Raw genomic sequence first — 25,752 nt, 5'->3', positions numbered from 1 at the left:
TCGTGACCGAAGATTCGCGCCCTGCGCTCCGTATCGGCATTCTCGGCGCCGCCACCATCGCTCCCGCGGCGATCGTGGGTCCGGCCGAGCGCAATCCGGAAGTCGCCGTCACGGCGGTGGCCGCCCGCGACCGTGCGCGGGCCGCGCGGTTCGCCGGAAAGCACCGGATCGCGCGAGTCTTCGGCGACTATCAGGAGTTGGTGGACGCACCGGAGATCGACGCCGTCTACATTCCGCTGCCGAACGGTCTGCACGGGCGCTGGACCCGCGCCGCGGTGGCGGCGGGCAAACACGTGCTGTGCGAGAAGCCGTTCACCGCGAATGCCGACGAGGCGCGCGAGATCGCCGCACTGGCACGCGATTCCGGTCGCGTGGTGATGGAGGCGTTCCACTACCGCTATCACCCGCTGATCCGGGCCGCCGAGGAGATCATCGCGTCCGGCGAGTTGGGCACGCTGCGGCGGGTGGAGACCGCGCTGTCGTTTCCGCTGCCGAAGTTCTCCGACATCCGCTACGACTACGACCTCGCCGGTGGCGCGCTGATGGATGCGGGCTGCTACGCCGTGCACATGGCCCGCGTCCTCGGTGGTCCGGATCCCGACGTCGTCGCCGCGCGGGCGAAGCTGCACGACGACTCCCGCATCGATCGGGCGATGACGGCCGAGTTGCGGTTCCCGGCCGGGCACACCGGGCGCATCCGCTGCTCGATGTGGTCCTCGGACGTGCTGCGGATCAGCGCGACGGTCGTCGGCGACCGCGGTCGGATGCGCCTGCTCAATCCGGTGCTGCCGCACTACGGGCACCTGCTCACCGTCCGCTCCGACCGGGGCAGGCGGGTGCGCCGCTTCCCGCATCGCGCGTCCTACGACTACCAACTCGACGCCTTCGCCGATGCCGTGCTGCGCGGGGCGCCGGTGGCCACCACACCGGACGACGCGATCACCACCATGTCCGTCATCGATGCCATCTACCGTTCGGCCGGCCTGCCACTACGCCTGCCCAGCTGAGCGCTCGTCGAGGAAGTCGACGATGTGCCCGAACACGTCCAATGCGGCGCCGCGGCCGATGAAGGTGTCCAGGTGCCCGTACGACGGGATCTCGGTGTAGCGCACATCGAGACCCGGGTTGCGCGCCGCGAGCACCTCGTGGCAGAGCCGGTTGGAATCGAGCCAGGCCGCGTTGCGGCTGCCCGCCAGCAGCAGGACCGGGCAGTCGATGCGGTCGGCGTGGTCGAGCGCGTTCTCTGGCAGCGCCCGATAGCGGTCGTCGTCGAGGTTCCAGCGGACGACGGCGTGGGCCAGTTCCATCTGCCGCAGGTGTGGCAGCACCGACAGCGGGATCGCGCCGAACAGCTCGGCCAGCCGGTCGTGGGTGCGCGGGTCGAGGTGATCGTGGGCGAAGAGCTCGGCCCCCATTCCCCAGCCGTGGTGGACCATCCGGCAGGTCGGGTCCGGGCAGTCGCCCTTGCGCGAGAGCGCCGCGTAGAGCAGGGTGCGCCGCGACCACAGCCCGACCTTGCGGAAGTCGGATTCGAGGTGGCCGACGCGGGAGCCGAGCAGTTCGCTGCCGACCAGCACCCGCACCCGCGTCGACGTGCTGACTTTCGGGGTGAGGAAAACACCCTGGGCGACGACACCGGCCAACCCGGGCAGCAAGCCGGCGGTCAGGCTCTGCGCCAGCGCCAGCGCGCCGACGCAATGCGCCACCGCGAACAGCGGCTGGTCGCCGATCCGCTCCCGGATCAGGGCGACCGCGGCGGGGAGGTCGTAGAGCGCGACGTCGTCGAGGGTGTACGGCGGGCCGGAGACGTTGTAGGGCAGGCGGCTGCTACCACGCCAGTCGAGCAGCCACGACTGGTAGCCCGCGTCGGCGAGGACGTCGGCGAGATTGCGGATCTCGGTCAGCGCGAACATCTCCGAGGACACCCCGTGCCCGTGCACCAGCAGCACCGCGGGCGCGCCGTCGGGGCCGACGCGGCGCAGTCGCAGGTCGAGGCCGTCGGCGGTGCGGACGGTGATCGTCTCGGGTTCGGTGGTGGTCATCGGCGGCGCTCCTTCCGCAGGGCGCGGCGCAGGTCGAGCAGGTCGATACCGACGCGCAGCATGGGCTCTACGAGGCTCCTGCCGAGTTGCCCGCCGAACCAGCTCAGCCACAGCATCTTCGCCAGCCGCCGTTGCCGCTCGGGCAGGCGCGGGTCGATCTCGATACCGTCGATCTGGTCGGGCAGGTAGGTGTGCATCGGGACGGCGACCTCGCCGGTGAAGCTGCCGGGTTCGCCGGTGCGGCCGATCTCGATCACCTGGGTGCCGAGCTGGCGGACGAATCGGCGCCGGGCGGCGGCGAACTTGTGGCCGGTCCACCACCAGGTGCCGCCGGACGAATCACGCAGTGTCAGTTGGTAATGCATGATCGGGTGTCGCAGCTCGTCGGGCAGTGGGATGCCGTCGTGCGGGCGGACCGTGGCGGTGCCGTCGACGCGCAGTGGCTCGTCGTGCAGGGCGGGGCAGGTGAGTTCGCCGGTGACATCGAGCGTGCGCGCCGCGAAGACCTGTGCGCTGTTCGCCACCGAGAGGGTCAGCCGCAGGTCACACGGGAGTTCCGCGGATTCGCCTGTCCGGGTGATGGTTCCGTTGAGCGTCTCGTGGAACCGCAGGTAGGGCTGCGCCTCGGCCTGCGCCATGGCCGCCATGGCGGTGAGCATCCGGGCCCGTGCCGGGCCCGCGGTGCTGGGTGCGGGCAATCCGTGGGCGGCGACGAACGCCTCGGTCCGGGCCGCGGTGGCGGGCGGGGTGTTCACCATGGCCGCCAGCTGCCGCCGGGCCACCGGGCTCTGCAACACCTGGGCCAGCGGCTCCAGTTCCGACGCCCCTTCGTCCTCGATCGCCCGCACCACGTCCGCGCACCACTGGGCCCAGTCCTGCACGCGGACGCCCATGCCGCCCAGCGTGGTCTCCGCCATGATCTGGTCGAGCGAGGTGGGCGGTCCGGTGAGGTGATAGGTCTGGCCCCACGCATCCGGTGTGAGGACGATCTGCGCGGCGACGCGACTGACCCAATCCACCGGCGCCGCGTTCAGGTACCGGAATCCGGGCACGGTGCGGAACCTCAGCAGGGCCGCGGTGATCCCGGTGTTGAGGTCGCGCGGATTGTGCGCCCCGGTCTCGGGGTGACTACCGATCCCGCCCGGACGCAGCACGGTCACCGTCAGGCCGTGCTCGCCCGCCCGCCGTAGCAGGGCCTCCGCGGCCCATTTGGACCGGTCGTAGCCGATGGGCAGGGCGGCGACATTCGCGGTCGGGGCGTCCTCGGCCAGCGTGGTGGCGGTCGAGCCGTTGAACACCGCCAGCGACGAGATGTGGTGCACCGGTTTGGATCGCGTGGTGCAGGCCAGCTCGGCCAGGGTGAGCGGACCGTGCACGTTCGTTCCGCGCAGCGACGGATAGCCGCGCAGGAAGTCGACCGCGGCGCCCGCGTTGACGATCGCATCGACGTCGGCGGCCAGGGTTTCCCAGCGCGCGGCGGTGAGGCCGAGCCGGGGCATACGCAGGTCCCCGGCCAACGGGGTCACCCGGCGCAGGATCTCCCGTGACCACGGCAGGGCGTAGCCCCGCAGGGCGTGCTCGAGCCGCTGTGCCGCGGCGGCATCGTCGGCGGCGCGGACCAGGCAGACGACGTGGGCGTCGCTGTGCCGCAACAGGTCCAGCAGCAGGTGACTGCCGAGGAATCCGGTCGCGCCGGTCAGCAGGATCCGGTTCGGGACCACGGGCTCTGCTCCGGCGACCACCGGCAGGCGGTCGGCACCGGCCAGGTCGGCGAAGATCAGGCCCAGATCGTCGGTGTCGGAAATATCCTCGGACGTGGGCCGCTCCACGTTCGACGGTTCGACGGATTCGGTGAACGTCATGGGCCGGTCGGCTGTTTCGCCCAGCCACCGCTGCGCCAGTCGTCGCGGTCGCGCATCGAAGAACACCGTGTCGAGGTCGAGGTGGATGTCGAGGTCGCGTGCCAAGGCGGCGACCAGTTCGACGGCCGCGATGGACGTGCCGCCCGCGTCGAAGAAGTCGGTATCGACGCCGACCGGTGAATCGGCGAAACGGGCGGCCAAGGCGGCGATCGCGAGGGCCAGCTCCTCGACGTCGGTGCGGGGCACCAGGGCACTGCGTACCGAAACGATCCGATCCGTGGTCTCGGGGCCGGTCGACCCCGAGACACCGGACGCCGTCGCGCCGGCGCTACCGTCGGACTCCGCAATGCCCGGCCCGGTCACGCCGCTACCGTCGGACTTCGCGATGCCGGGCCCGGTCAAGCGACTGCTGCCCGCCTCGGCGGCCTGAGGGCGGTCGGCCCCCGGCCCGTCACCACTGCGGACGCCGACACGAGCCAGCAATGCGGCAACATCCATTCCCGCTGCGCCGCTGTCGATCGACTCTCCGCGAGCGCGGCGGTCGACAGCAGGGTTGCGGGCCCCGGTCATTTCGTCCCGACTCGTCATTCGGTCACCTCTCCGGCGGGCACCGGAGTGTGCCAGGAACGGAACTCGCGCAGCCGATCCGGTGTCGTCGACACCTTCTGCGCGTCGTCGTGGGCGTCGTGCCCGTGTAGGCGCGCGGCCAGGCGGCGAGCGGGGGTGTTGCGGGCGGTGTTGTCGACCGTCATGCGGACAGTCGAACAGCCGAGGGCCTCGGCCCGGTCGGCGACCCACCGCAGCAGCCGCTCCTCCACGCCGCGACCGAGGGCCCGGCAGCTGAGCTGCCAGCCGGTGACGCGCAGACTGTCGCCGTCCACGCGCAGCGCGAGCACGGAGATCAACCCGTAATCGCCGAACCGGTCGCGCGCGGTGGCCGTCCACACTTCGCCCTCGGTGCGCCAACGGTCCAGGTCGTCGCCGGTGACGGCGGCGAGGGTGAACTGGGTGGTCCGGCGCACGAGCTGGTGTGCCCGGACGGCGGAGTCGTCGGTGAGCGCCTCGATCTCCACCTCCAGGTCGAGCTCGTCGAGGAACTGCTCGAATTCGACGGCGGCGCGCACGGTGTCGCGTTCGGATTCCTGGCGGTAGAACTCGGCCCGGCCCCGGTCCTCGCCGGTCGTCGCGAGCGGAACGAGCGGCCACAGGCGGGTGAGGAAGGGCCGGAGTTGGTCGGCGGGCGGGCAGGTCACGGCGAGGACTTCGGGGAGCTCGGCGCGCATGCGCGCGATCTCCACGGGGTTGTCGTCGAGATAGCAGAAGGTGTCGAGTCCCAGCCGCAGTGTGTCGGCGACGGCGGCCAAGCGCCCCGGCTTGGCATCCCACCCGGTGGCTACGGCGGCGAAGTCCGCGCGGCGCAGCGGACTGTCCGGGCGTTCGAGGATCGCGCGGACGATGTCGTCGTCGTTGTTGCTCACCAGCACCAGCAGGGTGCCCGCGTCGCGCCATTGCCGCAGCCTGGCCGCCAAGGCCAGCTGCGGCGAATCGAAACGCACTCCCGCGGCACCGGTTTCGCCTGCCGTTCCGCTCCACAGCGTGTCGTCACCGTCCACGGCGATGACCTTCGGCGCGGGTTCACCCACCGCGGTGACGGTAGCGACCAGGGTCAGCGCCACGGCCGCCTGGAATTCCTGGGTGAACGGCAGATGCGCCAGGATCTCGGTCCGCTCGTCGAACGGGGCGTCCACCGCATGGAATCGCCCCCACTCCGCGTGATCGAGCAGCGCGACGCCGGGAATCTCCCGCAGCCGTTCGACGACACCGCGCTCCCACTCCGAGAACCGCGGTGCCGACCGCAGCGACGGCAGGATGCCGACGATGACCGGCCGTTGCCTTCGCGCGACGACCTCCCCGATCGCTCGGGGGAATTCGGTGGCCAGCTCGCCCAGCACATCGTCACCGAGATCGCCGAAGCGTTCCAGGTCCGCGGCCCGGGTCAGCACGATCCCGACCTCGGTCGACGGCTGCGCGAACACGCCCGACGGGTCACGCAGACACGACAGCACCTGGTGATAGGGCGCTTCGGCGACGGTGAGCGCCACCTCCGTGGACGCGGCCGCGAGCAGTTCGGGTAGCCGGCCCAGCGCGAACGTCGCGGCGACCGCGACCTGCGTGCCGGACTTCGCCTGCTGCCCAGCACTTTCCGACGCGGCGGGCGCGCCGGGATCGGCGACGGCCGCCGCGACGACCTCGAGGTAGTACCTGCCGAATTCGGCGCAGGTCCGCGCGTCGATGATGTCGGTGTTGTAGGTGAACCACACCTGATCGGTGTCCGGCAGCACCGCGATCATCAGATCGAGATCCGAGAACCCGGTACTCACCGGGACGATCTCGGCGGCGGCCACCGCGGAATTGGCACGCAGATAGTTGAAGTAGACCTCCACCATCGGCGCGTTGTCGCGGTACAACCCCTCCCCGGCCAGGGCGGCCAGAACCTCGGCGAAGCCAACGCCCGGCGCGAGCAGCGTGCGCAGCCGCTCGCCGGTGCGCCGCAGCACGTCGGCGACGCGATCGCCGGCGGCCACCTCGGCCGGAAACGGCACGGGCACCCCGAAGTATCCGACGGCATCGGTCGCGTCCGCGTGCATGCGGGTGTCCACCGGTACCGCGAGCGCGAATCGATCGACCTGTTGGCGCCGGGCCAGGGCGACGGTCAGCGCGCCCAGGAACAGCGCGGCCGGGGTGATGCCGAGCTCGCGCGCCCGATCGGCCACCTGATCGTGCAGCCCGTCCGGCAGGTCGAGCGCCGAGGCGCCGGCGCCGTAGGTGCGCTCGGCCGGACGGGGCCGGGCGAGCGTGAGGTCGAGTCGCCGCGCCCCGGCGAAGGCCGCGCCCCAGCGCGCGACGGCGGTGTCGTCGCGGCGGCTCGGTTGGGCGGCGAGCAACTGGTGCAGGTCCCGGTTGGTGACGGTGTCGCCGAGCGGGACGCCGGACAGTTCCGTCGCGAGTTCGCCCGCGACCAGCAGCATCGATTGCACATCGCTCATGCCGTGGTGCGCACCGAAGAGCAGCACCTGGCCGGCCGGTCCGGCGTCGAGCAGTTCGAAACGCCACAGCGGACCGGTCGCCGGATCGAACGGCAGCGCCATCAGGGCGCGGAAATGGTGTTCGGCGACAGCGTCGTCGAGATGGTCCAGCGCACGCCACCCCACCGGCACCTCGGCGTCGCGGTGGATCGCCAGTTCCCGGCCGGTGGCCTCGCTGGGCCGAATCGTCGTGCGCAAGGCGGCGTGCCTGCGGGCGAGCCGGCCGACAGCGGACTCCAGCTGTGCCCGGGTGACCGGTGCCGGCACCCGGACGGCGACGCCACCGGTCTGGGCGGCACTCGGGATGCCGAGTTGTTCGGTGCGCAGCAGCCGCATCATGTCCCGGGTCACCGGCAGCACCTCGACCTCGGGCACTTCGGCCGTGACGGCGGCGGTGTGGTCTCCGGCCCGGCGGCCGACCTCGTCCACGAGGTAGCCCGCGAGGTCGGTCAGGTTCTGTTCGGCGAGGATGGTGCCCAGCGGCACCGCGATCCCGGTGTGCTCGCGCACCTTGTTCCGGAGTTCCACCGCCATCAGCGAATCGAGGCCGAGACTCTGGAAGGACATCCCGGCCTCGACCGTCTCGGTGCCGCTGTGTCCGAGCACTTCGCCCGTCCACCCGGCCAGCGCGGCCGTGGCGGTGGTGAGGGCTTCCGCGCGAGGCGCGGTGCGCAGATCGTCGGCCAGGCGCGAACTCACCACGGCATCGACCGTCGCACGATCCGCCACCGCACGGCGGGATGCCCGCCGCACCAGCCCGCGCAGCAGCGGCGGTACCGCTGAGGATCTGCGCAGGACGGCGGTGTCGAGCAGGAGCGGCACCAGTAACGGATCACCCTGTGCGAGCGCGGCATCGAAGCACGCCATCCCGTCGGGCACAGCGAAGGCGCGAACTCCGGCGCGGGCGATGCGCGCGATATCGGCACGGGCCAAGTGGTCGTGCATGTCGACCTCCCAGGCGCCCCAGGCCAGGGCCTGCGCGGGCAGGCCGAGCGACCGGCGATGCGCGGCGAGCGCGTCGAGATAGGCGTTCGCGGCCGCGTAGTTGGCCTGGCCGGGCGTGCCGAACAGGCCGCCCGCGGCGGAGAACAGGACGAACATCGACAGCGGGTGATCCGCGGTGAGTTCGTGCAGGTGGTGCGCCGCATCGACTTTCGGGCGCAGGACCGCGGTCAGCTGCCCCGGGGTGAGCGTGCCGACAGTGGCGTCGTCGAGGACGCACGCCGCGTGCACGACCCCGGCCAGCCGCAGCCCGTCCAGCAGGTCCGCCAGCGCGGCCCGGTCGGTGATGTCACAGGCGGCGAATCGCACCCGCACACCCCGCTGTTCGAGGTCGGCGCGCAAGTCCGCGCCACCGGGGCCCTCGATGCCGCGGCGGCTGACCAGGATCAGGTTCCGCGCACCATAGGCGTCGGCCAGGTGGCGAGCCAGTGCCGAGCCGAGGCGTCCCGGCGCACCGGTGATCAGCACCGCGCCGTCGTCCAGGGTGATCCGGCGCGGCGGCGTGGTCCCGGTGGACTCCGGCAGCCGGGTCAGCCTCGGCACGAACGCGTGACCGTCGCGCACGGCGAACTGCTGTTCACCGGTGCCGAGGAGCGCCGGGTAGTCGAGATCCGGATCGGTCGAATCGACCAGGACGATCCGGCCGGGGTTCTCCGATTGTGCCGAGCGGACCAGGCCCCAGACCACCGCACCGGCCGGGTCCGGACTCACGGACCGGGTACCGCGCCGAACGCCGAACGCCGGCGGATTCTCGACAACAGCGCCGCGTGTGCGGACCACGAGGGTGGACCGCTCGAATCGGTTGTCGCCGAGGAACTTCTGGAGCTCGGTCAGCACCTGCTGGGCCATCGTGTGGACCGCTGCGGGCGATCGCCCCTCGGGTACGGCGAGCACGACCGTATCGCCGATGGCAGGCCACTCGACCACGTCCGATGGCCTCGTCGCGGTGGGCAGTGCGAGCGGCGTCCAGGTCAGGCGGAACAGGCGGCGCAACGCCGCCGCCGGTGACGCACCCTGCCACCGGGTCACCTCGACCGGACGCGACAGCAGCGACCCCACCGACACGACCGCACGGCCGGTCCGATCCGTCGCGGACACCGCGACGGTGTCGGACCCCGACCGGGTCAGGCGCACCCGCAGCGCGGTCGCGCCGGTCGCCGACAGCACGACATCGGACCAGACGAAAGGCAGCAGCGCGTGCTCGCCGTCGCTCACGAACAGCGCGGTGGCGTGCAGGGCGGCGTCGAGCAGGGCCGGATGGATGCCGAACCCGGCCGCGTCGCTGTGCGCCTGCTCGGGCAGTTCGACTTCGACGAAGAGGTCGTCGTCGCGTCGCCAGGCCGCCCGCACCGCCCGGAACACCGGACCGTACCGATGACCTCGATCGAACAGCCGGTCGTAGAGTTCGGTGACATCGACGGACTCCGCACCGACCGGCGGCCATACCTGCGAATCCTTCTGCGCGGACGGCACTCCCGGATCCTCACCGAGCAGCCCGTCGGCGTGCAGCGTCCACTGCGCGTCCGGATCGTGCTCGTCGCGGGCGTAGACGCGCACGGTGCGCCGGTGCTCGGCGTCCGCGCCACCGACGACCACCTGGATCTGCACCGCGGCGCGGTCGGGGACCAGCAGCGGCGCGCGCAACACCAGTTCCCCCACGACCGGGCAGTCCACCTCGTCACCGGCGCGCACCGCCCATTCGATCAGCGCCGCACCGGGCACCAGGACCGCGGCCGGACCCGCGTGATCGGCGACCCACGGATGCAGCGCACGGGACAGCCGTCCGGTCAGGGTGACGCCACCCGAATCCGGCTGCGCGACAACGGCACCGAGTACCGGATGCGCGATGTCGTCGAGGCCGATCGCGCCCGTGTCGCGATGGCCGCTCTCGGTCCAGAATCGCCGCTCGTCGAAAGCGTAGGTGGGCAGGTCGATCCGGCTCGTGCCGGGAGCCAGGCGGCTCCAGTCGAGATCGTGCCCGGCGGCATAGAGCGCCGCCTGCGAGCGGGCCAGCGCCCTCGGCCCGTCCTGATCCCGCACCAGCGACCCGACGGCGATCACGTCCCGCCCCAGTTCCTCCGATACGGTCCGCACCGCCGCGGTCAGCGACGGATGCGCACCCAGCTCGACGAAGTAGCGGAAGCCCTCGCCGATCATCCGTTCGATGGTGGCGGCGAAGCGGACCGTCTCGCGCGCGTTCCGGTACCAGTAGTCCGGCCCCGTCGGCGCGGTGGTCACCGGTTCGCCCGTCACCGTCGAATACCACGGGATGGCGGGCACTTCCGCGATCACGTCGGCCAGCTGCGCGGTCAGCGCCGAGCGGATCTCCTCGATGATCCGGCAGTGCCCGGCCAGCCCCGGCCCCGATGCGCCGAGCCGGGTGTAGATGCCCGCCCCGTCGAGTTCGGCGAGCAGCTCCGTCACGGCGGCCTGCTCACCGGCCACGATGGTCGAGCGCCGGACATTGACCGCCGCGATCGACACCCGGCCGTCGTAGGCGCGCAGCCGCGAGGCCACCTCGGCTTCGGGCAGGCCGATCATCGCCATCGCCGCCGGCTCGTCGATGGCCTGCATCAGGCGACTGCGGGTGACGACGATCCGCGCGGCATCGTCCAGGTCGAGCGCGCCCGCGCAATACGCGGCGGCGATCTCGCCCTGGCTGTGCCCGAGCACGGCATCGGGAGCGACGCCCGCCGCCCGCCAGGTGGCGGCCAGCGCGGCCATGGTCGCGAACAGCAGCGGCTGCACGACGGGGAAATCGAAGAGGTCGGCGGCGGTCAGGCCGGCCAGCCGGTCCGTCAGGGACCAGCCGAGGTGCGCACCGAATGCCTTGTCGCACAGCCCGAATTCCGCACGGAACTCGGCGGAGTCGTCGAGCAGATCCCGCGCCATGCCGACCCACTGCATGCCCTGCCCGGGGAAGACGAAGGCGGTTTTCGCGGTGGTCAGCACCGGACCGGCCCCGACGACGACATTCGCCGAAGCCCGGCTCTCGACCATGTCCCGCAGCGCGCCGATCATCTCGTCCCGATCGGCAGCCACCAGCACGGCCCTGCGCTCGAATTGACTGCGTTCGGTAACGAGAGCGCGCGAGACGGGCCCCGGTTCGGCGGCGGGATCGGCCAGCACGAGCTCGAGCAGCCGCTCGGCCTGCCCGTGCAGTGATCGTTCACTGCGCGCCGAGATCGGCAGCAGCGCAACCGAAGTCTCGATGCCGGAGGCGACAGGCGCGGGTACCGGCGCGGGCTCCTCGAGAATCAGGTGCGCGTTCGTGCCGCTCAGCCCGAACGCGCTCACCCCGGCCCGGCGCGGCCGGTCACCGCGCCGCCACGGCGCCGTCTGCCCGTGGACCGTGACGCCGCTGCGCTCCCAATCGACATGGGGTGAGGGCACATTCACGTTCAAGGTGGCCGGAATGCGCTCGTGTTCGAGCGCGAGTACCAGCTTGATGACGCTCGCCACGCCCGCCGCGGCCTGGGTGTGGCCGAGATTCGACTTCAGCGACCCGACCCCCAGCGGCCGCTGCGGATCACGCCCGGGTCCGTACACCCGGGCCAGGGCGCGCGCCTCGATCGGATCACCCAGGGCGGTACCCGTGCCGTGCGCTTCCACATAGTCGATGTCGTGCGGCGTCAGCCCCGACACGCGCAACGCCGAGCGCAGCACCTGTTCCTGCGCAGCGCCATTGGGCGCGCTCAGGCCCTGACTGCGGCCGTCCTGATTGACCGCGGACCCGCGCACCACCGCCAGTACCCGGTCACCGTCGCGGCGGGCGTCGCTCAGTCGTTTCAGCAGGACCATGCCCGCGCCTTCCGCCCACACCGTTCCGTCGGCATCGGCGGAGAACGGCGCACACCGGCCGGTCGGGGACAGCACTCCCAATCGGCACAGCTCGATGTGGGCGACCGGCGACATGAGCAGGGTGGTGCCGCCCGCCAACGCCAGGTCGCACTCGCCCGCCCGGAGCGCCTGCATCGCCAGGTGCATCGCCACGATCGAGGAGGAGCACGCCGTATCGAGGGTGACGGCGGGACCGTGCAACCCCAGCGTGTAGGAGATCCTCCCCGAGGCGACGCTGGGCGACAGACCCGTTCCCACCTGGCCGTTCAGCTGCTCGGGTGCGGGGTCGGCCAGATACCCGGTGCTGTACACACCCAGGTAGACGCCGGTGGCGCTGCCGTGCAGGGTTCGGGGATCACGCCCCGACCGTTCGATGGCTTCCCAGGCGAGTTGCAGCATCACTCGCTGCTGCGGGTCCATGACCGCGGCTTCGCGCGGGCCGATACCGAAGAACGCGGCGTCGAAACGGTCTATCCCGTCGACATATCCGCCGCGGAACGTGTACGCCGTGCCGGTCGCGGTGATGTCCGGGTTGTACAGACCGTCGATGTCCCAGCGGCCCGGTGGCACCTCGCCCAGCCCGTCGGCCCGGCCGTCCAGCAACCGCCACAGCGCCTCGGGGGAATCGACGGCGCCGGGGAACCGGCACGACATGGCGATGATCGCGATCCTGTCGTCGTCGGCGGCGTCGTCGCTCGCCGCCGCTTCGACAGCCGGGGCCGGGGCCGGCGCGTCCTGCGTGGGCGCGGCCAGCACGGTCGCGACACCGTCGATCGTGGGATGGTCGAAGAAGAGATTGGTGTCGATGAAGCGACCCGCGAAATCCGACAGATCGACGACGAGTTCCACCAGATCGGCCGAACCCAAACCGAATTCGACGAGTGGACGGTGCACGTCGACCCGGTCGGGATCCAGGGCCGCCTGGCGGGCGATCGCGGTCACGAGCCAGTCCCGCACCGCCTCCGCGGACAGGTCCGAGGCGGGCTCGGCGGCCACGGGCTCCGCTTCGACATCCGCGATCTCGTCTTCCGGCGAGCGCACGGGACCGGCCAGCAGCGTCAGCAGTTCACCGGACAGATAGGCCGCCCGGCATGCCGAGCGCTGGATCTTCCCGCTGCTGGTCTTGAAGACGGTGCCCGGCCGGATCAACAGGACCGCGGCCAGGGTGAGTCCGTGCTCGGTCGCCACCGCGCCCCGCACAGCGCCTTCGATCGCGGACAGTTCGGCGGGGTCGGTGTCGCGGACCTCCGCAACGACGACCGGCTGCTCGCCGTCGAGGTCGACGGAGAAGGCCGCCACGCACCCCGCCCGGACACCGGCGTGCGCCGCCTCGACGGTGGCCTCGATGTCCTGCGGATAGTGGTTCCGCCCGTCGACGATCACCAGATCCTTGCGCCTGCCGGTCACGAAAAGCTCACCGCTGGAAAGGAATCCGAGATCGCCGGTGCGCAGGAACTTCTCGTCGCGCCCGGCGAGCTCCGCACCGAAGACCTCGGCGGTGGCTGCCTCGTCCCGGAAGTACCCGGCCGCGACGCTGTCCCCGGCCACCCAGATCTCGCCTTCCTCGCCCTCGGCGCGCTCGGTTCCGCGGTCCGGATCCACGATGCACAGCGAGATCCCCGGCACCGGGCGACCCACACCGACGAGTTCGCCACCGCGCGTGGGACTTCCCGCGGCGGGCACGATCGTCGGCTCGGCCGTCGTGGCCGGTGCGGTGACGATCAGGGTCGCCTCGGCCAGGCCGTAGACCGGCTGCTGGGCCGTCGCGCGGAATCCGGCGCGCGCGAAGGTGTCGGCGAAGCGGCGCACCGTGCCCGCCCGCACCGGTTCGGAACCGTTGAACGCGACCCGCCACGAGCTCAGGTCCAGGTCGTCGAGCTGCTCGGGCGCGATCCGCCGTAGGCACAGTTCGTAGGCGAAATTGGGGCCACCGCTGGTGTGCGCGCGGTAGGTGGAGATCGCGCGCAGCCACCGTTCGGGTCGCTGCAAGAAATGCAACGGCGACATCAGCACCGAATGCGCACCTCGATACACCGTGTGCAGCAGCGGCGCGATGAGTCCCATGTCGTGGTACATCGGCAGCCAGCTGGCGAACAGCGCGCCGTCGTGGTCCGCGATCCGGTCGTGCCCGAGCCCGGCGGTCAGCGCGGCCTGATTGTGCAGGAGGTTGGCATGGGTGAGGACCACGCCGCGCGGTGCGCTGGTCGAGCCGGAGGTGTACTGCAGGAACGCCACCGAGTCCGGTCCCAGTTCGGGTTCGCGCCAGCGCAGGGCGGCCGCGCTGGGCAGATCGTCGGTCGACAGCCACGGCACACCGGTCAATTCCGGGATCTGAGCACCCAGTGCCGCCGCTTCGGCGAGGATCCGGCGCGGCGCCAGCACGATGTCGACCTCGGCGTGCGCCACCATCCGCCGCAAGCGCCGCAGCGACCGGTTCTCCCACTCCGGCAGCGGCGCGGGCACCGCGACCACACCGGCGACCAGGCAACCGAAGAACGCCTCGGCGAACTCGGGCCCGGCCGGGTAGAGCAGCAGCGCGCGCCGCGGCGCGGAATCCTGTAGCACGGCGCCGATCGCCCTGGCCCGAATCCCCAGTTCGGCATAGGACAATTCGCGCACGACACCATCGACGTCACCATTGTCCAGGAACCGATACACCACCTCGGCCGGTCGATTCTCGACCTGGGCGAACAATGTCTCGACGAAAGTGTTGAGCACGAACTACTTCCTCTGACCGTGGAACCCACTGACTGCGCCCACAATAGCGGCCGTGCGAACGCGCGGTGGGAGTCGTGAACATCGACCGCACCATGGTGAGCCCCGATAATTGGGGGCATCGAATTTCCGGCACCGCTTGGCACAACGGCATTTTCACGGTGAGGATGGCGGAGTGTCACAGACCCCGATCTCGCTGCGCGACCTGCCCCGACTACCCCTGCGCCGACTCGGCGAGCTGGGCACACTGCTGCGTCCGGGCACGCACAGTTCCCCACTGCGGGAATTCGGCGCGCGGTTCGTCGTCGATCCGCCCGGATTTCCCACGATGTTGATCACCCACGAACCCGGTGATGTGCGCGCGCTGTTCGCCAATCACGACGACTTCTCCATCGGCCAGGTGCTGAGCCGCTTCTCGAGTCACGACGTGATGTTCGGCAAACAGACGATGATCTTCCTCGACGGCGCAGAGCACCGTCGCGAACGCAAGCATTTCGCGCCGCCGTTCCAAACCGCCGCGCTGCGTTCCTACGAGGACCTGATGGTCGAGGTGGTCGAGCGGGAACTGCCGAACTGGCCGGTGGGTGAGTCGTTCGAATTCCTGACCGCCGGCTACGACCTCGCCATCGGTGTGCTGCTCGGCGTCGTCTTCGGCGATGTCGCACCCGAGCGGCGCGACCGGCTGAAGAACGCGGTCAGCGCGTGGTTCGGTGAGATCGAGAGCCGCGGGTTCCTCGCGGTCACCCTGATCACCCCGTTCATCGGCGGCCTGACCATCCCCTACCCGCCGCTGCGCCGCGCCCAGCGCGAGGTCGACGCCGTCATCGTCGAGGAGATCACCGCGCGCCGCGCCGACCCCGAACGCGGGACCGGCCGCCGTGACGTGCTGTCGCGCTATATCGGCACCGACCTCGACCAGCACGACGACCCCGCCCTGGCCCGCAATATGCGCGGCATCCTGCTCGGCGCCTACGAGACCACCGCCATCACCCTCGGCTGGATCGCCGCCATGCTGGCCGCCCATCCCGCCGCCATGGCCGAGGTCGATACCGCCGTCGACACCGGCGACGGCGCGCGCCTCGACGACTACCTCGACGCCGTGGTCGCCGAGGTGATGCGGCTGCGCCCGGTCTCACCGTTCACCGGGCGACGGGCCTTGCGCGACACCGAGATCAACGGCATAACCATTCCGAAGGGCGCGATCGTCATCGTGCCGATCCTGCTGATCCACGAATCCGAGCACCACTACCCGGACCCGATGACCTTCCGTCCCGAGCGCTTCCTCGACCAGCGCCCGAGCACCAGCACCTGGCTCACCTTCGGCGCCGGCGCCCACCGCTGCCTGGGCGCGCAGTTCGCCCTGGCCGAGGCGCGCATCCTGTTCCGCACCGTGCTCGAACATCGCCGCATCGCCCCGATCGCGGGTCCGATCGAACCGCCACGGCGCTTTCACACCGGCCTGAGTCCCGCTGACAACGCGCGCATCACCCTGCTCCCCCGCTGACGGCGGCGACGGCCCACCACATTAGTGTTGCCGAAAGTGTGCTGGCCGTCCGTCGGCGGCGGCGATCTCCGATGAAGGGACTGTTGTGAACCGCACCCTGCTCGTCACTTCCGTGCTCGCTCTCGCGTTCCTCGGGGCCGGTTGCTCACGCGATTCCGACCCGGTGCCGACCACCACGACAACCCCGCCCCCCAGCACCCCCACCGATACCACCAGCACCGTCCCGCTCCCGACCGGTACCAACCGCAGAGAAGGCGACTCCTACGACCCCACCGACCCCAACAGCGTCTGTTTCGGCGCCAAGCCCGAATTCCCCCGCCCCTACCCAGGCTGCCCCGGTTACGACCCGAGCCTGCCTCACGGATAGCCGTCGCGGTCCTCGACGGGCAGGGCGTCTCCGCAGGATCGGTGCGGTGTCATCAGCCCCGCAGTTCCGGTTTCGGTGTTCCCGCCCCACCCCCGAGCAGGACGTACCGAGACCGGCGGTGCCGACCGCACGGGCGATCGTCGATTGCGGTGTCTACGTGGCCGGGCACCGCCTGCCCGGCCGGTTCGCCCCGGCCTCGGCGCTGGCGGAGGTGCGACGCCGGGGCTCTGACGATCGCCACGGTGGCAGCCGGACGCGATGTCAGTGGTGGTGTCAGGTGGGCGTCAGGTCGATGTCAGGTGGCCCGGCGAGAGTTGTGCACATCGAACACAACGACCGGCACCGACACCGACACCGATTCAGTCGGCGCCACCACCGATTTCGAGGAGCACACACCATGTCTGTCACCACCACCCTGACCGACCAGGACAACAGCACCCTGCGCACCGCCGCCTACGGCGCCGTCTCGCTGATGGCCGCCGCCGGCGCGCCGCACAAGGCGATCTCGCACGGCTCGATCGCCCTGACCTCGGCGACCGGGCTGGTCGGGCACGTACTCGCCGCCGAGTCCAAAGACATCCACCTGCACGGTAAGTCCGTCGCCGCACTCGCCGACCAGGTGCTGCCGAGCCTCACCGCAGCCATGCGCCTGCTCGGTGAGCAGCACCCGGCCGAGGCCGATAACTTCCGCGACACCGTCCTGACCGCCACCGAATCGGCCGCCCGGTTCGCCGAGGGTCAGCCCAGCCCCGCCGTCGGCGCGATGCTCCGCAAGATCACCGCCGCCCTCGACGCCGCCTGACGGAGGCGGGACCGGTCGGCCGCGGAATGCTGACGACCGTCCGGGAACGCAGTCGGCGCGAGCGTGGCGGCCGAGGTCAGGCGGATCCACCACCGAGGTCCTGCCCGCCGCACGGTCACCATCAACGGCCCGCCGGTCGGTGTCGACGGCCTCTTCGGGGGCTTCACAGCCAGCGGGATCGGCCGCGAATGGTGTGGTCGATCTGGGCCGGTACCCCTGGTACCAGGCGATCACGGTCTGATCTCGCTGGTAAAGTGGTCGCGTGCTCATCGAGGAAGTCGACAGAATCTAGCCGCCCGGCCGAAGGCGGCGCCTCCTCGCACACAATTTCGCCTTCGCCAGGCTCCGCAACGTTTCCGAACTCCCGCGCCACGGTCGAACCCGTCACGGCGCGAACTTGCGGCCGCTCGTTCACGAGCAGGAAAGAGTCGACGATTCATGTCCACATCACTGCCCTCTGCGATCACCCTGCAGAATCTGTCCTTCGAATGGCCCGACGGCACCGTCGCGCTCTCGGACCTCAACGGGACCATCACCACCGGGCGCACCGGCCTGGTCGGCCGCAACGGCGCCGACAAATCGACGCTGTTGCGGCTGATCGCCGGAATCCTGACACCGACGTCCGGGCGGATCGACACCACCGGCGCGGTGAGCTACCTCCCCCAGACGCTCACCCTCGGCCGCGACGCGACGATCGCGCAATTGCTCGGCATCGCGAGCAAGATCGCCGCCTTGCGCGCGATCGAAGCCGGCGAGACCGGCGACGAGCAGTTCGAGACGATCGGCGACGATTGGGATATCGAATCCCGCGCCGACGAGGCGCTCCACGAGATCGGTTTCAGCGCCGCCGATCTGGACCGCCGCGTCGACGAGATCTCCGGCGGGGAAGCTGTACTCGTCGCGATCACGGGGCTCCGGATCCAACGCTCACCCATCACCCTGCTCGATGAGCCGACCAACAACCTCGACCGCGAAACCCGGGAGAAGCTGGCCGGATTCGTGGATTCGTGGCCGGGCACGCTCATCGTGGTGAGCCACGATCTGGAATTGCTCGAACGGATGGACGCCACCGCGGAACTGCGTGGCGCCACCCTCGAGGTATTCGGCGGGCCCTACAGTGCGTGGCAACAGTACGTCGAGCAGGAGCAGGCCGCGGCGGTGCAGGCCGCGCGGACCGCCGAACAGGCGTTGAAGGTCGAGAAACGGCAGCGGATCGAGGCCGAGACCAAGCTCGCCCGACGCGAGCGCACGGCCAGATCGACGCAGCGGGACGGCGGTATCCCACGGATACTCGCGGGCAACCGGGCCAGTCGGGCGCAAGGCTCGGCCGGGGCCGTGCGCACGACCGCGGCGGCGAAGGTCCGCGCGGCCCAGGACACGCTGGATGCCGCCGCGGCACGGGTCCGCCGCGACGAGCACATCCATCTCGAACTGCCCGACCCCGACGTGCCACGCAGCAGGCGCATCGCCGAACTGGCCGATGGCGACCGGCGCATCGTGCTCCAGGGCCCGGAACGCGTGGCCCTGGTCGGCCGCAACGGCGCGGGTAAGTCGACCCTGGTCGAGGACCTGCTCACGGGCCGCCGCGCGGAACGGGCAACCCTGCACACCGATCGCGTGGGCTATCTGCCGCAACGCCTGGACAACCTCGACGAGCAGGCCAGCGCGCTCGACAACGTCCATGCCGTCGCCACCACCACCCCACCTGCCACGATCCGAAACCATCTGGCCCGCTTGCTGATCCGTGGCGCAAGCGTGGAACGGCCGGTCTCGACGCTGTCGGGCGGTGAGCGTTTCCGGGTGTCGCTGGCCCGCTTGTTGTTCGCCGACCCGCCTGCCCAGCTGCTGATTCTGGACGAACCGACCAACAATCTCGATATCGCGAGCATTGATCAATTGGTCGATGCGCTCGCCGACTATCGCGGCGCGCTCCTGGTGATCAGCCATGACTACCGGTTCCTGCGCAGGCTCGGGATCGACACTGTCCTCGAGCTCGAGCCGGACGGCCGTATCCAGCAGCGCGGGTCTCTGTAGACCGCGATCCGGCTCCGGGCACCCGGAGCCGGATCGCGTCTCACAGCCGGTCGGCGTCGATCACCGCCTGGGCGAACGGACGCGGCACTTCCTGCGGGACGTTGTGCCCGACGCCGACGCGGTACGCCTTCCCGTCCTCGGCCGGGCCGTCGAAGCCACTGCTGATCGTGCCGGCGGGCACCGTGCCGGCGGGCCCGGCCGGTCGATCAACCAGCCGTTTCGTCCGAGGTGGGCAGCAGCGCCGCGAGGTCGCCCCGCGCACTGATGCCGAGTTTCGGGAAGATGCGGTGGAGGTGGGTGCTGACGGTTCGGTGCGACAGGTACAGGCGCTGCCCGATCTCCCGGTTGGTCAGACCCTGTGCCGCCAGTTGCGCGATGCTCAACTCGTGTGGAGTGAGCCGTTCCCGCGCATCCGGGTCGCGATTCGGGCTCGATTCGCCGGCGCTGCGCAGCTCCAGCCGGGCCCGTTCACTCCAGGCGGCGAACCCCAGGGCGTCGAAGATCTCGCGGGCCGTGCGCAGATGGGTCCGCGATTCCACGACCCGGCGCTGCCGCCGCAGCCACTCGCCATAGGCCAGATGCAGGCGCCCTCGCTCGGCGGGCCACCCGGTGAGATCCGCGGCCAGCGCGACGGCGAACAACTCCGCGGCGGAATCACCGGCGAGAACCGCTCGCGCGTACCGCATTCCGATTTGCAGCGCGGGCGAGGACGTGGACGCCGCCACCGGTTCCATCTCGCCCAGCAGCACGACCATGGCATCGGTGCGCCCGGCGCGGACCGCGGCCTCGGTGAGTTCGGTGAGAAAGCACGTGCGCAGCGCCACCGAGTACGACGGGTCGCGCGGATCGTGGATGCGAGCCAGATCGGTGAATGCGTCATCGAACCGCCCTTCACCGAGTGCGACGAGCCCACGGGTGAGCTGCACTGTCGCCAGTACCGGGCGTGCCCTCGCGGCCAGGCCGGTCTGTTCGGCTTTCGCCGCGAGCGCGAGAGCCTGCTGGTAATCCCCTCGTAGAGCGGCGATTTCGGCGTTGACAGCGGTCACGACGGCATGCATGAAAGGCTGCCCGGTCTCCAGCGCGAAGGTCGCGGCTTCGGCGGCGATCGGCGCGGCGGCGGCGAGATCGCCGAGGCGCGTCAGGCTCCATGCCTGGATGGCCAGCGCCCGGGTCAGCAGCCCGAGCTGTCCGGCGGCGCGGAATCCGGGTGCCGCTGCGGCGGCGAAGGATGCCGCGAGGCCGAAAGCGCCGACCTGATAGGCCGCGCTGCTGAGAAAATGGTCGACCTCCGTATCGCGTCCCGCCACCGCGGCCAGCGCCCGCAGATGGCCGAGGACCTGTTCGCCACGCTCGACGGGGGCCACGATCGAGTCGATCGCCAGTTTGCGCGGATCCCCGTCGGGGAGGCCGAAGGTGTCGGCGACCGCGAGCACCGCGCGCCGCGTTTCGGGGCCGGGTTCGGACCAGAAGCACCGCGCGGCCGCTCCCCACAGGATCCTCAGTGCGGAATCCGGGAACCCGTCGGCGGCTACCGACGCCGCCAGTGCTGCCAGTTCATCTATGCGGGAAGGACTTTCGCGCATCCCGTCGTCGAACCCGCTGAGCAGCCAATTCGCCGTTGCCGTCTGCCCCGCCGAGAGCGGCAGCGTGCGCGCGGCGGCGACCAGCCGTTCGGTCGTGTCACGGCGGCCCGAGTCGACGGCCAACTCGGCCGCACGCAGCAGGCGATCCGCGCGGCGGCCCGGCGTGGCGCTGAGCGCCGCGGCCCGTTCCAGCGCCGCGACCGCTCCCCCACGGTGCCTCGACCGCTCGGCGGCGTCCTCCAGCGCCGCGGCCACCTCCTCGTCGGCACCGGCCGTGCCCGCCGCCCGATGCCACACCTGGCGGTCCGGCGACTCCCCGAGCAGGTCGGCCAGCGCCAGGTGAGCGCGGTGGCGTTGCTCGGCGGTCGCCGCCGCCACGAGCGCCGAGCGGACCAGCGGGTGACGGAAAGTCACTGTCCCGGAGTGGATATCGATCAGCTTGGCGGTCACCGCAGGAGCGAGGATCTCGGCTCCGACGCCGGATCCCAGGAGGATGCCGGTGGCAGCGACGATTTCGCTGAGCGCGGTGGAATCGTCGAGCGCCGCGACGAGCAGGGCCGCGCGGGTGCCCTCGGGCAGCGCCGCGCCGCGTGTCGAGAACGCCCGTTCGAGGCGTTCGGTCAACGGCAGGGTCGGCACCGATTCGACGAGATCTCCGACAGCCTCGGGTAGTTCGGTGAGCGCGAGCGGGTTGCCGTGCGCCTCGGCGAGTACCCGGTGGCGTACCGGGGCGGCCAGTTCCGGTGCGATGCTGTCGAGTAGTGCCTGCGCGTCGTCCGCGCGCAAGGGACCGAGGTGCATGGCCGCCAGCTCGGCATCACGCAGCGGCGAGTGCGCGCCATCGCGCACGGTCGCCAGCAGCACGACAGGTTCGGCGTCGATGCGGCGCGCGACGAAGGCCAGGACCTCGGCGCTGGCGGAATCGAGCCAGTGCACGTCCTCGGCGACGACCAGTAGCGGTTGCTCGACCGCGAGATCGGCCAGCAGCGTCAACGCGGCGAGCCCCACCAGGTGCGGGCTCGGTTCGCCGAGGACATCCGACATGCCCAAAGCGGTTGTCAGTGCGTCGAACTGGCGCGCGGGCAGCGCATCGTAGGCCCGCCGCAGGGGATACAGCAACCGATGCAGCCCGGCATAGGCGAGGCCGCACTCGGCTTGCACGCCCGTGGTCCGCAGCACGCGCAACCCAGCGGATGCCGCGGCTGCGATCGTCTCGTCGAGCAGCGCCGACTTCCCGATCCCGGGCTCCCCCTCGATCAGGATGCCGCTCCGGTCGCCGGGCGCGTCTACGAGAGCCGTCAGCTCCTTCAGCTCGGTGTCTCGCCCGAACATCGGCATGGGTGACGCACTCCTTTCGGCCCGGTGACGGCCGACTGGACCGGTTGCCACTTTACCGAGTGCGTCCTCGCGCCGCGTCCAGGAAAGCGGGCGGAGCTTTCCTCCTGTTCCGCCCGACAGGGTGGTGGCAGCGCAGGATCGCGTGCACCGTCGAGACCTGGCGACCACGGCCGGCGGCCGCGCCCAGATGCCACCCCTGAACGCAGAGCGCGGCGTCGGAGCCGGTTGCGGGCACACTGAAGGGGATGACATCCGAGGTGACCACCCCCCGCACGCGACCGCGCAACCGTCGCACGATCATCCTCGACGCCGCGTTCGACGCGTTCGCGCACGACGGATATCACGACACCTCGATGGCGATGGTCGCCGCGAGGGTGGGAATTTCGCCCGGGGCCCTCTACCGGCACTTCGACAGCAAGCAGCATCTCCTCGGCCGATGCCTGCTCGCCGGATTGGACGACGCGCTGGCCCGGCTCGCGACCGCATCCCGGCGCTCCCCCGCCGACGACGCGGTGGTCGTAGAACTGGTCCAGGTGGCGCTCGACCGCCGCGGCCTGCCCCGGTTGTGGCAGCTCGAATTCCGTCACCTGCACCCCACCGACCGGATCGCCGTGCTCCTGCGGGCCGCCCGGCTGACGGAGTTCCTGCGCCGCACCCTGCGGACGCAACGACCCGGTCTGCGACCCGCGGAGGTGGAGCTGCTGAGCTGGGCGGCCTTCTCGGTCGCGGCGAGCCCGGCCTACCACCGGCTCGAGCTGCCCCCGCCGGTGGCAGCGCGGGTTCTCGTCGCGACCGTGCGCGCGGTCCTGGCCATCGAACTCCCCACGAACGGGGCGGGTGCCACCCATGTTCGCGCGCACTGGGCGGCCAGCGACCGTCCCGGACTCGACCGCACGGTGCGCCGCGAACGGCTACTCGCCGAAGCCGCCCGTCTGTTCACCGACCACGGCTTTCCCTGCGTGAGCATCGACGACATCGGCGCGGCCGTCGGAATCACCGGACCCGCCGTCTACCACTACTTCGACAGCAAGGCTCAACTGCTCGACGAGATCGTGCGCAGGCACGACGAGTGGGTCCACCTGATGGTCTCCCGTGCCCTGACGCACGGCCGGGATCCCGGAGCGGCGCTGCGGACCCTCACCCGCAACTTCGCCCGGTTCGGCGTCGACGAACCCGACTTGCTCGCCATCACGGTCAGCCAGACCCGATACCTGCCGACGGCGGCCGAACGCCGGTACCGGCGGGTCCGTCAGGACGGCATCGGCCGCTGGGCCCGCATGCTGCAGACATTGCGGCCCGAACTGACGCCACCCGTGGCGCGCATGCTCATTCGCGCGGCAACCACGGTGGTCATCGAAGCCGTCCGCAATCCACGGCTGGCCGCGCGGCCGGATCTGGTCGAGGTACTGGTCGCGATGGCCGACCGCATCCAGGCCGTCCCGCTCGAGCCCACCCGACCCGGAAAGTGATTCACGCCACTCACGGACCGTTCCTTTGTGAGCGCTGATGGCCGGTCACCAGCCACTGGTCCCCGGCACCCGCGCCGCTCCCATTTTAGTCCCCGTTCACTTATCGTTGCCCACCGCGAAGCCGTGCCGCACAGTGTGCCGCGGGAGCCGCACCGCCGCTTCCCACTCCTCTTGGACGCGTCGCGTCCCCGGCCACCGAGAAGGCAACGTTCGTGAGTCATTACAAGAGCAACGTGCGAGACCTCGAGTTCAACCTGTTCGAGGTGTACGGACTCGAAACCATCCTCGCCGCAGGCACTTTCGGTGATATGGATGCCGACACCGCGCGCTCGGTGCTCAGCGAGGCGGCCCGGCTCGCCGAGGGCCCGGTCGCGGCGCCCTATGCCGACGCCGACCGCAACCCGCCCACGTTCGACCCGACTACGCATACGGTGTCGCTGCCGGAATCGTTCAAGCGCGCCGTCCGCGCCTGGTACGACGCGGAGTGGTGGCGGCTGGGCAAGTCCGAGGCGCTCGGCGGTGTCGCGGCCCCGGCGATCCTGGAGTGGGCGGTCACCGAGTTCGTTCTCGGCGCCCAGCCCGCCGCGCACATGTACAGCATGGGCCCGGTGATGGCCGACATCCTCGACCGCGTCGGCAACGACCTGCAGCGCGCATGGGCCCGCATCATCGTCGAGCGCGGCTGGGGCGCGACGATGGTGCTGACCGAACCCGACGCCGGTTCCGACGTCGGCGCGGGCCGGACCAAAGCGATCGCGCAGGAGGACGGCTCCTGGCACATCGAGGGCGTCAAGCGCTTCATCACCTCCGCCGACTCCGACGATCTGTTCGGCAACATCGTGCACCTGGTCCTCGCCCGTCCGGAAGGCGCCGGTCCCGGCACCAAGGGCCTGTCGCTGTTCTTCGTGCCGAAGTTCCACTTCGACTCCGCCACCGGCGAACTCGGTGACCGCAATGGCGTGTTCGTCACCAACGTCGAGCACAAGATGGGCCTGAAGGCCTCGGCCACCTGCGAGCTCACCTTCGGCGGCCACGGCGTGCCGGCCAAGGGCTGGCTGGTGGGTGACGCGCACAACGGCATCGCGCAGATGTTCGAGGTCATCGAGAACGCCCGCATGATGGTCGGCACCAAGGCCATCGCGACCCTGTCGACCGGCTACCTGAACGCCCTCGAGTACGCCAAGACCCGCGTCCAGGGCGCCGACCTGACCCGGATGGCCGACAAGAGCGCGCCCCGTGTCACGATCCTGCACCACCCCGACGTACGACGCTCGCTGCTGATGCAGAAGGCCTATGCCGAGGGCCTGCGTTCGGTGTACCTGTTCACCGCCGCGCACCAGGATCCGGCAGTCGCACAGCAGGTTTCGGGCGCCGACGCCGAACTCGCCGCGCGGGTGAACGACCTGCTGCTCCCGATCGTCAAGGGTGTCGGCTCCGAGCGCGCCTACCAGTACCTGACCGACTCGCTGCAGACCTTCGGTGGCTCCGGCTTCCTGCAGGACTACCCGATCGAGCAGTACATCCGCGACGCGAAGATCGACTCGCTGTACGAGGGCACCACCGCCATCCAGGCGCAGGACTTCTTCTTCCGCAAGATCGCCCGCGACCGCGGCGTGGCCCTGGCCCACGTGGCAGGCCAGATCCAGAAGTTCATCGACGCCGACTCCGCCAACGAGCGCATCAAGGGCGAGCGCAAGCTGCTCGCCACCGCGCTCGAGGACGTCCAGACCATGGCCGCCACCCTGACCGGCCACCTGATCGGCGCCCAGGAGCAGCCGACCGAGCTGTACAAGGTCGGCCTGGGTTCAGTTCGCTTCCTGATGGCCGTCGGTGACCTGTTCATCGGCTGGCGCCTGCTGGTCAACGCCGAGGTCGCCCTGCGGGCCCTCGACGGCGGGACCGGTGAGCGGGACTTCTACGAGGGCAAGGTGGCCGTCGCCGCGTTCTTCGCGCGCGAGGTCCTGCCCCGGCTGACCGCCGATCGCGCGGTCGTGGCCGGGCTGACCGACGACGCCATGGCCATCGCCGAAGCCGCGTTCTGACCCGCGGCGGCCCGCGGCGAGACACCACGTCTCGCCGCGGCGCCGACCTCGCGGCGGGTTTCCCCG

At 70.8% G+C, this 25,752-nt stretch carries 11 protein-coding genes and 1 pseudogene; 7 read left to right on the top strand and 5 right to left on the bottom strand.

The features are described 5' to 3' along the window. Positions 1-2 precede the first annotated feature (2 nt). On the top strand, positions 3-1,007 hold the full coding sequence (locus NV348_RS31380) for a Gfo/Idh/MocA family protein (RefSeq protein WP_447150099.1): 1,005 nt from the start codon (positions 3-5) through the stop codon (positions 1,005-1,007). Here the strand turns inward: NV348_RS31380 and NV348_RS31375 are convergent. The 3 genes from NV348_RS31375 to NV348_RS31365 are packed head-to-tail and all read right to left on the bottom strand — an operon-like array spanning position 990 to position 14,550. Beyond that, positions 990-2,042, bottom strand: a complete 1,053-nt coding sequence (locus NV348_RS31375; protein WP_447150098.1) for an alpha/beta hydrolase — start codon at positions 2,040-2,042, stop codon at positions 990-992. The genes NV348_RS31380 and NV348_RS31375 overlap by 18 nt on opposite strands. Further along, entirely contained in the window at positions 2,039-4,492 is a 2,454-nt protein-coding gene (locus NV348_RS31370) for a thioester reductase domain-containing protein (RefSeq protein WP_447150097.1), read from the bottom strand. Before NV348_RS31370 ends, NV348_RS31375 begins: the two co-directional genes overlap by 4 nt. Then, positions 4,489-14,550, bottom strand: coding sequence for an HAD-IIIC family phosphatase (locus tag NV348_RS31365; protein WP_447150096.1), 10,062 nt, complete (start codon positions 14,548-14,550; stop codon positions 4,489-4,491). The genes NV348_RS31370 and NV348_RS31365 overlap by 4 nt, the downstream gene beginning before the upstream one ends. A 172-nt stretch (positions 14,551-14,722) precedes the next feature. Between NV348_RS31365 and NV348_RS31360 the strand changes: the two genes are divergently transcribed. The 4 genes and pseudogenes from NV348_RS31360 to NV348_RS31345 all read left to right on the top strand — a co-directional run bounded on the left by NV348_RS31360 (position 14,723) and on the right by NV348_RS31345 (position 19,254). Further along, entirely contained in the window at positions 14,723-16,051 is a 1,329-nt protein-coding gene (locus tag NV348_RS31360) for a cytochrome P450 (protein ID WP_447150095.1), read from the top strand. Between the two features lie 413 nt (positions 16,052-16,464). Beyond that, a pseudogene (locus NV348_RS31355) lies at positions 16,465-16,644 on the top strand (magnesium transporter); the annotation flags it as partial. A gap of 171 nt (positions 16,645-16,815) precedes the next feature. After that, a complete protein-coding gene (locus NV348_RS31350) occupies positions 16,816-17,220 on the top strand; it encodes a hypothetical protein (protein ID WP_447151199.1) in 405 nt (134 codons plus the stop codon). A 438-nt stretch (positions 17,221-17,658) separates the two neighbouring features. Continuing rightward, positions 17,659-19,254 (top strand): ABC-F family ATP-binding cassette domain-containing protein, encoded by a 1,596-nt coding sequence (locus NV348_RS31345; RefSeq protein WP_447150094.1) that lies wholly within the window; start codon positions 17,659-17,661, stop codon positions 19,252-19,254. A gap of 40 nt (positions 19,255-19,294) precedes the next feature. Here NV348_RS31345 and NV348_RS31340 read toward each other — a convergent pair whose 3' ends face one another. Next, a complete protein-coding gene (locus tag NV348_RS31340) occupies positions 19,295-19,435 on the bottom strand; it encodes a hypothetical protein (RefSeq protein ID WP_447150093.1) in 141 nt (46 codons plus the stop codon). 25 nt (positions 19,436-19,460) lie between these two features. Continuing rightward, a complete protein-coding gene (locus NV348_RS31335; RefSeq protein WP_447150092.1) occupies positions 19,461-22,175 on the bottom strand; it encodes an ATP-binding protein in 2,715 nt (904 codons plus the stop codon). Between the two features lie 245 nt (positions 22,176-22,420). Here NV348_RS31335 and NV348_RS31330 point away from each other — a divergent pair, with 245 nt between their 5' ends. Together NV348_RS31330 and NV348_RS31325 are read left to right on the top strand one after the other, a co-directional pair. After that, positions 22,421-23,644, top strand: coding sequence for a TetR/AcrR family transcriptional regulator (locus tag NV348_RS31330; RefSeq protein WP_447150091.1), 1,224 nt, complete (start codon positions 22,421-22,423; stop codon positions 23,642-23,644). 212 nt (positions 23,645-23,856) lie between these two features. Beyond that, positions 23,857-25,686, top strand: a complete 1,830-nt coding sequence (locus NV348_RS31325) for an acyl-CoA dehydrogenase (protein ID WP_447150090.1) — start codon at positions 23,857-23,859, stop codon at positions 25,684-25,686. Positions 25,687-25,752: the final 66 nt, after the last annotated feature.

The sequence above is a fragment of the Nocardia fodinahabitans genome, from assembly GCF_052983615.1.
Note: the sequence above shows the minus strand (reverse complement) of the source record. Positions and strands in the feature narration are given on the sequence as shown.

Bases quoted from the DNA above. Each gene is read 5' to 3' on its own strand.
- NV348_RS31375 (WP_447150098.1), bottom strand. From the start codon at position 2,042: ATGACCACCACCGAACCCGAGACGATCACCGTCCGCACCGCCGACGGC.
- NV348_RS31370 (WP_447150097.1), bottom strand. From the start codon at position 4,492: ATGACGAGTCGGGACGAAATGACCGGGGCCCGCAACCCTGCTGTCGAC.
- NV348_RS31350 (WP_447151199.1), top strand. From the start codon at position 16,816: ATGTCTGTCACCACCACCCTGACCGACCAGGACAACAGCACCCTGCGC.
- NV348_RS31345 (WP_447150094.1), top strand. From the start codon at position 17,659: ATGTCCACATCACTGCCCTCTGCGATCACCCTGCAGAATCTGTCCTTC.
- NV348_RS31335 (WP_447150092.1), bottom strand. From the start codon at position 22,175: ATGCCGATGTTCGGGCGAGACACCGAGCTGAAGGAGCTGACGGCTCTC.
- NV348_RS31330 (WP_447150091.1), top strand. From the start codon at position 22,421: ATGACATCCGAGGTGACCACCCCCCGCACGCGACCGCGCAACCGTCGC.